Here is a 12418-nt window from a genome sequence, read left to right on the forward strand (position 1 = left end):
AATATCAATGCTAAGAGAGAGATAGGACAGGGCAAGGCATGCGAACCGACCTCTTCCCCGCGATCGAACCGAACCGGACAGGGATGCTGCCGGTCGATCAGCGACATACGCTGTATTGGGAAGAATCGGGTAATCCAGATGGCTGCCCCGTCATTTTCCTCCACGGAGGACCGGGGGCGGGGACTTCGCCGACCCACCGGCGTTTCTTCGATCCGGCTTTCTATCGGATCATCATGGTCGACCAGCGCGGCTCCGGTAAATCCACCCCCACGGCAGAGATCCGCGACAACACCCTTCAGCATCTGATCGCCGATCTCGAGCAATTGCGCGAGCATCTGAAGGTTCAGGGCTGGTTGGTTTTTGGCGGTTCCTGGGGCGCTACCCTCGCGCTTGCCTATGGGCAGTCCCATCCCGAGCGCTGCCTGGGCTTCATTCTTCGGGGAATATTCCTGGGCCGCATGTCCGAACTGCATTGGTTCATGCATGGCATCCGTATGACTTTCCCGGAAGCTTGGCGCGATTTCATGGAGTTCCTGCCCGCGCCGGAACGGGACGATCCTTTGACCAGCTATCATCGGCGCCTGACCCATCCCGATCCGGCGATCCATCTGCCCGCGGCCCGGGCCTGGAGCCGCTACGAAGGGCGCTGCTCCACTCTGCTGCCAGGGCCGGATGCTCAGGCGGCGGAGCTAGGGGCCGCCGCTCTCTGTATCAGCCGTCTGGAAGCGCATTATTTCGTGAATGACGTCTTTCTGGCCGAGGATCAGCTGCTGACGAACATCGGCCGTCTGCGTCGTCACCCCTGCACAATCGTGCAGGGGCGTTACGATATGATCTGCCCGGCCGCAACTGCCGACGAACTGGCCAGAGCTTGGCCTGAAGCGCGATATGTTGTGGTGCCTGACGCCGGTCATGCCGCCCTGGAGCCCGGAATCCGGGCTTCGCTGATCGCCGCGACGGAACAGTTCCGTCTGATTCACGGCAGCGCCTTCCTGACGGGTGCGGTGGTCTAGGCCCAGCGTGGCCTAGACCCGCCCGTAGTCATCCTCCAGCCGGACGATGTCGTCGTCGCCCAGGTAACCGCCGACCTGCACCTCAATGACGTGCAAGGGCATCTTGCCGTTATTCGCGAGGCGGTGGGGTGTGCCGGTCGGAACGTCGCAGGATCCGTTCTCGAAGATCATGCGCTGGTCGTTGTTCAGGGTCACCGTCGCGGTGCCATGGACCACGGTCCAATGTTCCGAATGATGCTGGTGATAGTGATAAGAGAGCCGGTGTCCGGGCTTGAGCACCAGTTGGTTCACCCGATAGCGCTCGCCTTCCACCAACAGGGTGGATGTTCCCCAGGGGCGATAGGTGATGCGGTGAGTATCGGCCTCGCTGCGTTTGGCAGCCTTCAGCCGGTCGACGATCTTCTTCACATGCTGAGCCTGATCGCGCGGGGCGACCAGAACGGCATCGGAGGTCGCAATGACGACGAGATTGTCGACGCCGACGACGGCTGTCAGGGGGCCGTCAGAGCGCATATAGGAGTCATGAACTCCTTCAGCCAGAACATCGCCCAGAATGACATTCTGGTTGGCATCCTTCTGGCCGATATCCCAAAGGGCATCCCAGGCCCCTACGTCGCTCCAACCTGGGTCGGCGGGGATAACGGCGCCCTTGGTCGATTTTTCCATGACGGCATAGTCGATGGATTCCGAGGGACAGTCCTTAAAGGCATCGGGGCCAAGGCGCAGAAAATCGAGGTCGTCCTTGGCAGTCGCCAGCGCGCGCTCGCAAGCTTCCAGGATGTCCGGCCGGAAAGCCCGCATTTCGGCGATCATCGTATCGGCGCGGAACAGAAAAATGCCGGCATTCCAGACGTATTTGCCGTCGGCGAGATAGCCTTCGGCGGTCTTCACATCCGGCTTTTCGACAAACCGGTCGATAGCGTTGATGCCATCGGCAATCGGCTTGCCCTGACGGATATAGCCATAGCCGGTTTCAGGCTTAGTCGCTGCAATGCCGATAGTGACGAGGTGTCCCTTGGCCGCAGTCGGTGCTGCCTTAACGATGACATCCCGCAATGCCTGTGGGTTCGTCACCGCATGGTCGGAAGCAGCCAGCAATAGAAGGGTTTCCGGTGCTTCGCGCGCTGCATAAAGGGCCGCAACGGCAGCGGCAGGGGCGGTATTGCGCCCGAAGGGTTCGAGGACGATGGCAGTGGGGGTAATTCCGGCAGCACGCAACTGTTCGGCAACGATGAAGCGGTGGGCTTCATTGCCAATGACCAGAGGGGCCGAAAAATTTGGCCCCGTCAGGCGTCGAGCTGTTTCCACCAGCATGCTGTCCTGCCCGATAAGGGGCAGGAGCTGCTTGGGGTATTGCGTCCGGGACATCGGCCAAAGTCGCGTGCCCGATCCCCCCGACATAAGCACGGGGGTGATGCGAAGATCGTTCTGACGGCGTCCGCTCATTCAACCACCACAGATTTTGCGAGGTTACGGGGCTGATCGACGTCCGTGCCTTTGCGGACCGCCACATGATAGGCAATCAGCTGTGCGGGCAGGGTATAGAGCAGCGGTGCGACGAGGGGATCGATATCCGGAAGCTCGATGATGTGGCGGGCAATGCCGGACAGATGAGCTGCGCCCGCCTTGTCGGTGATGGCGATCACATGGCCGCGCCGGGCGGCGACTTCGTGAAGGTTCGACGCTGTCTTCTCGAACCAATGATCGCTGGGGGCAACGGCGATGACCGGCACCTGTTCATCGATGAGGGCGATGGGGCCGTGCTTCATCTCGCCGGCAGCATAGCCTTCAGCATGAATATAGCTGATTTCCTTAAGCTTCAGCGCCCCTTCCATGGCGATGGGGAAGCTGGTCCCGCGCCCGAGGTAAAGCACATCCCGTGCTTCCGAGATCGTCTCGACAATCTTCTTGAAGCTCTCATCGCCATCCAGGCGTGCCAGCAGCTCGGCACAGCGGGCGGGGGCTTCCATCAGGGCGCCGGTGATCTGTGAAGCGCGGGCGTTGTCGATGGTTCCCTTAGCGACGGCCAGACCGACGGCGAGGCAGGCGAGGGCGGCCAATTGAGTGGTGAAAGCCTTGGTTGAGGCGACGCCAATTTCCGGACCTGCAAGGGTGCGCATCGCGCCATCGGCTTCACGTGCCATGGCGGAGGTTGGAACATTGACCAGCGCCAGTGTCGCGCTGCCTTTGCTCTTCACATAGCGCATGGCTGCAAGCGTATCGATCGTCTCGCCGCTCTGGGAGATGAAGAGGGCGAGGCCGCCGGGCGAGACAGGCCCCTGGCGGTAGCGGTACTCCGAAGCGATGTCCACCTCGACCGGGATCTGCACAAGGCTCTCGATCCAATATTTCGCGACCGACCCTGCGTAGTAAGAGGTGCCGCAGGCGACAATGGTGACCCGGTCGATCTTGGCGAGGTCAACGGGCAGGGGGGGCAGCATGGTCGTGCGACGGACAGTATCGATCAGCGATCCGAGAGTTTCGCCGATCACGGCGGGCTGCTCGTAGATTTCCTTTTCCATGAAATGGCGGAAATTGCCTTTGCCGATCAGCGCACCGGTCACTTCGGTCACCTGAATTCGGCGTTCGACCTTCTCGCCCTTTTCATTGAAGATCTCGGCGCCCTGACGGGTCAGGACCGCTATATCCCCCTCTTCCAGATAGGCTATGCGCGGGGTCAGCGGACCCACGGCAATGGCATCTGAACCCAAGTACATTTCGCCGTCACCGTAACCGACGGCCAGCGGCGAGCCGCGACGGGCACCAAGCAGAAGATCTTCTTCACCTTTGATGAGAACCGCGATGGCAAAGGCGCCATGCAGGCGCTCCATTGCCATAACCATGGCGTCTTTAGGTGACACACCTGCCGCGAGCAGGTCGGTCAGCAGCATGACGATGGTTTCGGTATCGGTTTCGGTCGTGAAGGTGTGGCCTTTGCCTTCGAGTTCCCGGCGCAGATCGCCGAAATTCTCGATGATCCCATTGTGAACCAGTGCGACCCGGTCTGACATATGCGGGTGGGCATTGACGACGTTTGGCTGTCCATGCGTGGCCCAGCGTGTGTGCCCGATCCCCGCGACGCCAGCCAGGGGTTCATCCCGTAGCACTGCTTCCAGATTGCGCAGTTTACCTTCAGCGCGACGACGATCCAGCGCACCGTTATGGAGCGTCGCGATGCCTGCACTGTCATAGCCGCGATATTCCAGCCGCCGCAATGCGTCGATCAGAAGGGGCGATGCGTCCTGGGTGCCAAGAATGCCAATGATGCCACACATCGCGGATCAGTCCTTTCGAGCCAGTTTACGGGCTTGTCGTTCCGTGCGGAAACGGGTGGCAGAGCCTAGGCTTTCTCTGCGCTCACCCCGCGCCGAGACAATCGAGTCGGGCGGAACGTCATGGGTGAGGGTGCTGCCTGCGCCGATGATCGCCCCATCCCCGATGGTGATCGGGGCGACGAGCGCGCTATTGGATCCGACAAAAACCCCGGTGCCGATGGTCGTGCGGGATTTCAGGAAGCCGTCGTAATTGCAGGTGATCGTACCGGCGCCGACGTTCGTCTTGGCGCCGATATCCGCATCGCCCAGATACGTGAGGTGGTTTGCCTTGGCGCCAGCGCCCAGGCGGGTGTTCTTCAATTCGACGAAATTGCCGACATGGGCGTCCTCGCCAACCTCTGCGCCGGGGCGGAGGCGGGCAAAGGGACCGATGACCGCGCCAGAGGCGACGGTCGCGCCTTCAATATGGCTGAAAGCCTTGATCGTCACACCATCGCCAATCCGGGCACCGACACCGAAGAAGACATTCGGCTCGATATGGATATCCCGGCCAAGTTCGGTGTCGTAGCTGAAATAGGTGGTTGCCGGATCGATGAGCGTTGCCCCGCCCTTCATGGCTTTTGCGCGCAATCGGTTCTGCGCGACGGTTTCTACCTTGGCGAGCTCGGCACGGGAGTTCACACCCTGTACTTCATCTGCGGCAGCTTCCACGGCGATAACACGATGACCGAGCCCGCGGGCATGGGCGACGATATCCGTCAGGAGATATTCCTTCTGCGCGTTCTTGTCGGTCAACATGCCCAGCAACTGGGGCAGGACAGTGGCATCAATCGCATACATGCCCGCATTGCAGACCCGTACCGCGCGCTCTGTGTCATTGGCGTCGCGATGCTCGACGATCCGAACAACGTCACAGTCTTTCTCAAGAATGACGCGGCCATAGGCAGCCGTATCGTCCGGTCTAAACGTCAATAGACCGATCTGAGCGTCGCCCTTTTCTTTGATCAGTCGTGCCAGGGTTTCCGGCTGCACCAGGGGGCAGTCACCGTAGAGCACCAGAACGGTTTTGGCATCGTTGGGAATGAGGGTGGCTGCCTGCTGAACAGCGTGACCAGTACCACGGCGTTCTTTTTGCACCGCGATAACCGACGGTGCAACCTCGCGTTCGAGTTCGGGCATATCGGGGCCAACAACGACGATGGGCGCTACTGGTTCACCGGCCATATCAGCCGTAGCGCGCGCAATCGACAGCACGTGCCCAATCATGCTCCTGCCTGCGACTTTATGAAGAACCTTGGGGTAGTCCGATTGCATACGGGTGCCAAGACCGGCAGCGAGGATGATGGCGGCGATCATGATGTAAGTGTGGCTACCTTATTGTTTTCGGCGACTGGATCAGTGCCACAGGCGCTCTCCCCCGCAAAGCAATTAAATTATTGCGGGCATTGTGGCGCTGTTTAGGCTTGCCGCAGCACCATGCATGATGTCTCTATAGCCGCGTTTTCATGATGACGATGCGCGAACGACTCCTTCTTTCCGTTGGCCCGATTCTACTGGGCGTTACCCTGGCTACAGGGGCGCTGGCTCAGACTCCGCCAACGGCCGCCGAACGTCCCAAAGCCTGGGGCGAACCTCGCCATCTGTTCCCGGAAACCGTACCGGATCGGCCAAATTCTCCGCCTATCGCAATCGATCAGGATTTTCTGCTCGAAGCCGATGAGGTCGAGTACGATCAGAATACCGAGATCGTCACGGCACGCGGCGCGGTCGAGATCAGTCAGAACGACCGTATACTGCGAGCGGATGCTATCAGCTATAATCGGCGTAACGGCATTGTCACGGCTGCCGGTCATGTCGCGTTGCTTGAGCCGACCGGCGACGTGGTTTTTGGGGACTATCTGCAGGTTACTTCCGATTTCAAGGAAGCGATCGTCGAGAATTTCAAGGCGCTGCTTGCCGATAATAGCCGCCTGGCCGGCGCGGGCATGGAGCGTCTGCCCAATGGTCGCAAGGTCATCACGCGGGGCGTCTTCACTCCTTGTGCAGCTTGTGCAGACGGTGATCGCGAGCCTTTGTGGCAGATCAAGGGGCGCCGTATCACTCACGATGAGGTCAAGAAAGACATCATCTATGAGGATGCGACCTTTGAGGTGTTTGGCGTTCCTATCCTTTATACGCCCTACTTTTCGCACCCCGATCCTTCGGTCAAGCGGCGGAGCGGTTTTCTCTCGCCCAAGGTGGGCTATTCGGAGAACTACGGCGTTATCACCGGCACGCCTTATTATGCGGTGATATCGGACAGCGCCGATGCGACCATCGAGCCGCGTCTCTATAGCCGCGAAGGTTTCATGCTGGCGGGCGAAGCGCGCAAGCAGTTCCAGAGTGGCAAGATTCGTGTTGCAGGCTCGGGGCTTGATGAGGATTTCGCTGGCAATTATGAAGATCCGGCAACGGGTCGGCGCTGGCGCGGCTTTTTCGCTTCGGAAGGTCGTTTTGACCTCGATGAGAACTGGCGTGCGGGCTGGGACGTGGCGCGAACCACCGATCGTGCCTTCCTGCGGCAATACAAGCCGGGTGGCGACTACGGCGCCAAGGGGCGCTATCAGGTCAGCAATATCCTGGCCTCAGATGTGTTCGCGGAAGGTTTCTTCGGCCGCTCCTACGTTGATGTGCAGGCCATTGCCTTTCAATCCTTGCGCGACTTTGACGATCCGAAAAAGCTCGCCAAGATTCATCCCTATGGTACCGCCGACTGGGTGGGCAATCGTGATGGTATAGGCGGCAACTTCCGCGTCACAGCGAATGTGCTGTCCTTGAGCCGTGAAGCGGGAACCGACAGCAGCCGTATCTCTAATCTTGCCGGCTACTACCTCCCGATTGTCACGTCGGGTGGCCATATGTTCGATCTGGCGGCCACGCTGCAGCTCGACGGCTATTCCGTGAACGATGTGATGCAGAGCGACGGTACTGAATATTCAGGTAGCGTTGGGCGTGCACACCCCCGTCTCTCGGCCTATTGGCATTATCCTTTGATCGCACCGGCGATTGGGGGAGGCTCGCTAATCGTTGAGCCGATCGCCGGGGTTGTGCTCAGTCCCATCGGCAATAACCCCGATAAGATCCCGAACGAAGACAGCCGGACGGTCGAGCTTGATGCGTCCAATATCTTCTCGCCCAATCGCTTTTCGGGGCGCGACCGGGTGGATAACGGCAGCCGCTTTGACTATGGCGCCAAGTTCTCGTTCGTCGGCACCGAAGGGCGGGGGATCAGCGCGACCGTCGGCCAGAGCCAGCGACTGTCTACGGACTCGAACGCCTACCCGGTCGGCTCCGGCCTGGAAGGCAAGTCGTCTGACCTCGTCGGTAACTTCGTCGTGACGCCTGTGTCCTGGCTCGATCTTGCCTATCGTGTCCGTATCGATCAGGCCACTTATCGGACCGAACGCGAGGAACTGTCGGCAACAGTCACGCATGGGCTGTCTGGCTTCTCGCTATCCTACATCAATTATGAGCGCGCCTTCCCCGAAGCGGGCGTAGTGCGGCCGCGATCGATTGAAGGCGCAGGTGTCGCCCAGGTTACCGACAACTGGGGTGTCTACGGCCAGATGGCCTATGATCTTAAGGACGGTAATACAACCGAATATGCGGCTGGTCTGCTCTATCGCGATGAGTGCTTCGGCATGCTGATCGCCTATAGCGCGGACTACATTGACCCCAGGTTGGGCCGGGATCAGACGATTTTCGTCAAACTCTGGCTCAAGTATCTGGGTGATTTCGGGGGGTGACTGCGCCATGACCGTGTTGGTGACCGGCGTCGCTGGCTTCATCGGGATGCATGTCGCCGAGGCGCTTCTGGCCCGGGGTGATCAGGTTATCGGGCTCGATAACCTCAACAGCTATTACGATCCGGCTTTAAAGGCTGCCCGGCTTGCGCGCCTTGAGGGGCGCGCGGGGTTTGTCTTTGTGAAAGCGGACGTCTCGGATCGCGATGCGATGAATAGCCTTGCTGAGGCGCATCCAGAAATCACGGGTGTGGTCCATCTGGCTGCACAGGCTGGCGTTCGCTATTCCCTGGAAGATCCTTATTCCTACGTTCAATCGAACGTCATGGGACAAGTTGTCCTGGTGGAGGCAATGCGCCGTCTGCCGAGGTTGAATCATTTCGTTTATGCGTCCTCCTCGTCGGTCTATGGTGCCAATAAGAAAGTGCCGTTCTCCGTCGATGATCGGGCGGATAGTCCGCTGTCGGTCTATGCGGCCACGAAGAAGGCGGATGAGCTGCTGCTGCATGCTTATTGCCATCTCTATCGGCTGCCCGCGACCGGACTGCGCTTTTTCACGGTCTATGGGCCGTGGGGACGGCCGGATATGGCTCCCTATCTCTTTACCAGCGCAGTTTTTGATGGTCGCCCGCTCAAGCTCTTCAATCAGGGCAAGATGCATCGCGATTTCACTTATATCGACGATATCGTCGCCGGTGTGATCGCCGCGTTGGATCATCCCCCGGCCGATGATGGCGCCAGGCCGCCACACCGGGTCTATAATCTGGGTAATAGTCGTTCCGAACCACTGCGCGATTTTCTGGCAGCAATCGAGGCGGCGGTGGGGCGGGCGGCAATCGTCGAGCTGCATGATATGCAGCCGGGTGATGTTGTTGAGACCTTTGCGGATATCTCCGCCACCACCCGCGATCTCGGCTATGAGCCGAAGGTTGCAATCGGCGAGGGGATCCCCCGCTTCGTCGACTGGTATCGCGCCTATAAGGCTGCGCGTTAGGGGGATGCGCCCAATGCAGGGCGCTTTCGCTTGACTCAAAGGGCCGACACCCTTAGTGTCCGCCCACCTTGGGAAAAGCGGGTGTTTTTGGCTAACGCTGAATCATCGTTTTCCCAAGCAAACGCTTCATAGAGCCAACCCGGACGACAGTCTTGGTTGTGCCGTCCGGTGAAGACACAGCAAAGCGAGAGCGGGCATCCGCCTCGCCACGCTTTTTTGTGTTGACTGTAGGATCGCTTGGGAAGGGCCTAATGCCGACCATTAACCAATTGATTGCCACGCCTCGTCAGGCTCCGCGCACCCGTAACAAGGTGCCTGCCCTTGAGGCATGCCCGCAAAAGCGTGGTGTTTGCACCCGCGTTTACACGACGACCCCGAAGAAGCCGAACTCGGCGCTTCGTAAGGTTGCCCGTGTGCGTCTGACCAATGGCTTCGAAGTGACGAGCTATATCCCAGGCGAAGGCCATAACCTGCAGGAGCACTCTGTTGTGCTGATCCGCGGTGGCCGCGTGAAGGATTTGCCCGGTGTGCGTTATCACATCATCCGCGGCACGCTCGACACCCAGGGTGTCAAGGACCGTAAGCAACGCCGTTCGAAATACGGCGCCAAGCGTCCGAAGTAAGGAGTTTCAAGCATGTCTCGCCGTAGAGCTGCTGAACGCCGCGAAGTCCTTCCGGACGCGAAGTTTGGCGATATCATTCTGACCAAGTTCATGAACTCGCTCATGTACGATGGTAAGAAGTCCGCTGCTGAAGGCATCGTTTACGGTGCTTTCGACAAGATCGAATCCCGCGCGAAGACCGACGCCCTGCGTCTGTTCCATGATGCGCTGGACAACGTGAAGCCGCTGGTCGAAGTCCGTTCGCGCCGCGTCGGTGGTGCGACCTACCAGGTCCCCGTCGAAGTGCGTCAGGAACGTGCTCAGGCGCTGGCGATCCGTTGGATCATCGAAAACGCCCGTAAGCGTTCGGAGACCACCATGGTCGACCGTCTGTCGGGTGAGCTGCTGGACGCTGCGAACAATCGCGGTTCGGCTGTGAAGAAGCGCGAAGACACGCACCGTATGGCGGAAGCCAACCGCGCGTTCTCGCACTATCGCTGGTAATCGAGGCAGGATCGACCCGTCATGGCGCGCACGACCCCCCTGGAGCGTTACCGTAATATCGGCATCATGGCTCACATTGATGCCGGTAAGACGACGACGACCGAACGCATCCTCTACTACACCGGCAAGTCCTATAAGATCGGCGAAGTGCACGAAGGCACCGCGACGATGGACTGGATGGAGCAGGAGCAGGAACGCGGCATCACGATCACATCGGCTGCCACCACTGCGTTCTGGAACGACCATCGCATCAACATCATCGACACCCCGGGCCACGTCGACTTCACCATCGAAGTGGAGCGTTCGCTCCGCGTTCTCGACGGTGCTGTTGCTGTGTTCGATTCGGTTGCCGGCGTCGAGCCGCAGTCCGAAACCGTGTGGCGTCAGGCTGACAAGTACGGCGTTCCGCGCATGTGCTTCGTCAACAAGATGGACCGCATTGGTGCGAACTTCTATCGCTGCGTCGACATGATGGTCGATCGCCTTGGCACCCGTCCGCTGGTTCTCCAGCTGCCGATCGGTGTCGAGAGCGAATTTGCCGGCATGGTCGATCTGATCAAGATGCAGGCGATCATCTGGAAGGATGAGTCGCTGGGCGCCGAGTTCTACTACACCGACATTCCGGCCGATCTCGCCGACAAGGCTGCGGAATACCGCGCCAAGCTGGTCGAGACCGCAGTCGAAATGGACGATGCCCTGATGGAAGCCTACCTCGATGGCAATGAGCCGTCCGAGGCGGACCTGAAGCGCTGCATCCGTAAGGGCACGCTGACTTATGCTTTCGTCCCGGTCATCCTGGGTTCGGCCTTCAAGAACAAGGGCGTGCAGCCGATGCTGGACGCCGTGATCGACTACATGCCGTCGCCGCTCGACATCGAAGCGGTCAAGGGCGTGAAGATCGATTCCGAAGAAGAAGACACCCGTCCGACCTCGGACGATGCTCCCTTCTCCGGTCTTGCCTTCAAGATCATGACCGATCCGTTCGTTGGCTCGCTGACCTTCCTGCGCGTCTATTCGGGTGTTCTGGAAGCCGGTGCGACCGTCTCCAACACCGTGAAGGGCACTAAGGAACGTATCGGCCGTATGCTGCTTATGCATGCAAACAGCCGCGAAGACATCAAGGAAGCCCGCGCTGGTGATATCGTTGCGCTTGCTGGCCTGAAGGGCACCACCACTGGTGACACCCTCAGCGATGCGACCGCTCCGATCATCCTCGAGCGTATGGAATTCCCTGAGCCGGTTATCGAAATCGCCGTTGAGCCGAAGTCGAAGGCCGATCAGGAAAAGATGGGTGCCGCTCTGGCCCGTCTGGCCCAGGAAGATCCCTCGTTCCGCGTGAACGTCGACCACGAAAGCGGTCAGACGATCATTAAGGGCATGGGCGAACTCCATCTCGAAATCATCGTCGATCGCATGAAGCGCGAATTCAAAGTGGAAGCTAATGTTGGCGCTCCGCAGGTCGCCTATCGCGAGACGATTTCGAAGAAGGCCGACGTCGACTACACCCACAAGAAGCAGACCGGCGGTTCGGGCCAGTTCGCCCGTATCAAGCTGACCTTCGAACCGCAGGAGCCGGGCTACGGCTTCAAGTTCGAAAGCGCCGTTGTCGGTGGTTCGGTTCCCAAGGAATACGTCCCGGGCGTATCCAAGGGTCTGGAAGCATCGAAGGACACCGGTGTCATCGCGGGCTTCCCCGTGATCGACTTCAAGGTGACCCTCACCGACGGTGCTTATCATGACGTCGACTCGAGCGTTCTCGCCTTCGAAATCGCCGCCCGCGCCGCCTTCAAGGAAGGTATCGCCAAGGCCGGTCCGAAGCTGCTCGAACCGATCATGAAGGTCGAAGTTGTGACGCCGGAAGACTACATGGGCGACGTGATCGGCGACTTGAACAGCCGCCGCGGTCAGGTGACCGGCATGGATCAGCGCGGTAATGCCCGCGTCGTGTCCGCCATGGTTCCGCTGGCCAACATGTTCGGCTACGTCAACACCCTCCGCTCGATGAGCCAGGGTCGCGCGCAGTACAGCATGCAGTTCGATCACTACGAACAGGTCCCGCAAGCGGTCGCGGATGAAGTCCGCGCCAAGATGGCCTAACGGCCTACCGCTGCACGAAGGAGATAAAAATGGGTAAGGCTAAATTTGAGCGGAACAAGCCGCATTGCAACATCGGCACCATTGGTCACGTTGACCATGGCAAGACCTCGCTGACGGCTGCGATCACGAAGATCCTGGCTGAAAAGGGCGG

Annotated in this window: 10 protein-coding genes; 7 read left to right on the plus strand and 3 right to left on the minus strand. The window is 59.7% G+C overall.

The window, feature by feature from the left end; translation table 11 throughout:
• Positions 1-38: 38 nt before the first annotated feature.
• The gene (gene pip, locus ACFSM5_RS05425) at positions 39-1013 is read left to right on the plus strand and encodes a prolyl aminopeptidase (RefSeq protein WP_379875247.1); all 975 of its coding nucleotides are present in this window, start codon (positions 39-41) and stop codon (positions 1011-1013) included.
• Positions 1014-1025: 12 nt separating this feature from the next.
• On the opposite strand, the gene ACFSM5_RS05430 is transcribed toward pip, so the two are convergent.
• The 3 genes from ACFSM5_RS05430 to glmU are packed head-to-tail and all read right to left on the minus strand — an operon-like array spanning position 1026 to position 5644.
• Positions 1026-2459 (minus strand): mannose-1-phosphate guanylyltransferase/mannose-6-phosphate isomerase, encoded by a 1434-nt coding sequence (locus tag ACFSM5_RS05430; RefSeq protein ID WP_379875248.1) that lies wholly within the window; start codon positions 2457-2459, stop codon positions 1026-1028.
• The gene (gene glmS, locus ACFSM5_RS05435; protein ID WP_379875249.1) at positions 2456-4288 is read right to left on the minus strand and encodes a glutamine--fructose-6-phosphate transaminase (isomerizing); all 1833 of its coding nucleotides are present in this window, start codon (positions 4286-4288) and stop codon (positions 2456-2458) included. Before glmS ends, ACFSM5_RS05430 begins: the two co-directional genes overlap by 4 nt.
• A gap of 6 nt (positions 4289-4294) precedes the next feature.
• Complete coding sequence (gene glmU, locus ACFSM5_RS05440) at positions 4295-5644, minus strand: bifunctional UDP-N-acetylglucosamine diphosphorylase/glucosamine-1-phosphate N-acetyltransferase GlmU (RefSeq protein ID WP_379875250.1); 1350 nt, start codon at positions 5642-5644, stop codon at positions 4295-4297.
• Between the two features lie 158 nt (positions 5645-5802).
• On the opposite strand from glmU, the gene ACFSM5_RS05445 reads away from it, so the two are divergent.
• The 6 genes from ACFSM5_RS05445 to ACFSM5_RS05470 form a co-directional block, all read left to right on the plus strand.
• Entirely contained in the window at positions 5803-8073 is a 2271-nt protein-coding gene (locus ACFSM5_RS05445; protein ID WP_379875251.1) for an LPS-assembly protein LptD, read from the plus strand.
• 7 nt (positions 8074-8080) lie between these two features.
• Positions 8081-9064, plus strand: a complete 984-nt coding sequence (locus ACFSM5_RS05450) for an SDR family NAD(P)-dependent oxidoreductase (protein WP_379875253.1) — start codon at positions 8081-8083, stop codon at positions 9062-9064.
• A 251-nt stretch (positions 9065-9315) separates the two neighbouring features.
• Positions 9316-9687, plus strand: coding sequence for a 30S ribosomal protein S12 (rpsL, locus tag ACFSM5_RS05455; RefSeq protein WP_379875254.1), 372 nt, complete (start codon positions 9316-9318; stop codon positions 9685-9687).
• Between the two features lie 12 nt (positions 9688-9699).
• Entirely contained in the window at positions 9700-10170 is a 471-nt protein-coding gene (gene rpsG, locus ACFSM5_RS05460) for a 30S ribosomal protein S7 (RefSeq protein WP_379875255.1), read from the plus strand.
• 21 nt (positions 10171-10191) lie between these two features.
• Entirely contained in the window at positions 10192-12267 is a 2076-nt protein-coding gene (gene fusA, locus ACFSM5_RS05465; RefSeq protein WP_379875256.1) for an elongation factor G, read from the plus strand.
• A 29-nt stretch (positions 12268-12296) separates the two neighbouring features.
• Positions 12297-12418 (plus strand): GTP-binding protein (locus ACFSM5_RS05470; protein WP_379875273.1); only part of this gene is annotated, 122 nt, incomplete at its 3' end.

Origin of the sequence: Lacibacterium aquatile (genome assembly GCF_042683105.1) — a bacterium.
Classification (GTDB): domain Bacteria; phylum Pseudomonadota; class Alphaproteobacteria; order Elsterales; family Elsteraceae; genus Lacibacterium; species Lacibacterium aquatile.

What these genes read in the sequence shown, in the direction of transcription:
- pip (WP_379875247.1), top strand. Translation starts at nt 39, where the DNA reads ATGCGAACCGACCTCTTCCCCGCGATCGAACCGAACCGGACAGGGATG.
- ACFSM5_RS05430 (WP_379875248.1), bottom strand. Translation starts at nt 2,459, where the DNA reads ATGAGCGGACGCCGTCAGAACGATCTTCGCATCACCCCCGTGCTTATG.
- glmS (WP_379875249.1), bottom strand. Translation starts at nt 4,288, where the DNA reads ATGTGTGGCATCATTGGCATTCTTGGCACCCAGGACGCATCGCCCCTT.
- glmU (WP_379875250.1), bottom strand. Translation starts at nt 5,644, where the DNA reads ATGATCGCCGCCATCATCCTCGCTGCCGGTCTTGGCACCCGTATGCAA.
- ACFSM5_RS05445 (WP_379875251.1), top strand. Translation starts at nt 5,803, where the DNA reads ATGCGCGAACGACTCCTTCTTTCCGTTGGCCCGATTCTACTGGGCGTT.
- ACFSM5_RS05450 (WP_379875253.1), top strand. Translation starts at nt 8,081, where the DNA reads ATGACCGTGTTGGTGACCGGCGTCGCTGGCTTCATCGGGATGCATGTC.
- rpsL (WP_379875254.1), top strand. Translation starts at nt 9,316, where the DNA reads ATGCCGACCATTAACCAATTGATTGCCACGCCTCGTCAGGCTCCGCGC.
- rpsG (WP_379875255.1), top strand. Translation starts at nt 9,700, where the DNA reads ATGTCTCGCCGTAGAGCTGCTGAACGCCGCGAAGTCCTTCCGGACGCG.
- fusA (WP_379875256.1), top strand. Translation starts at nt 10,192, where the DNA reads ATGGCGCGCACGACCCCCCTGGAGCGTTACCGTAATATCGGCATCATG.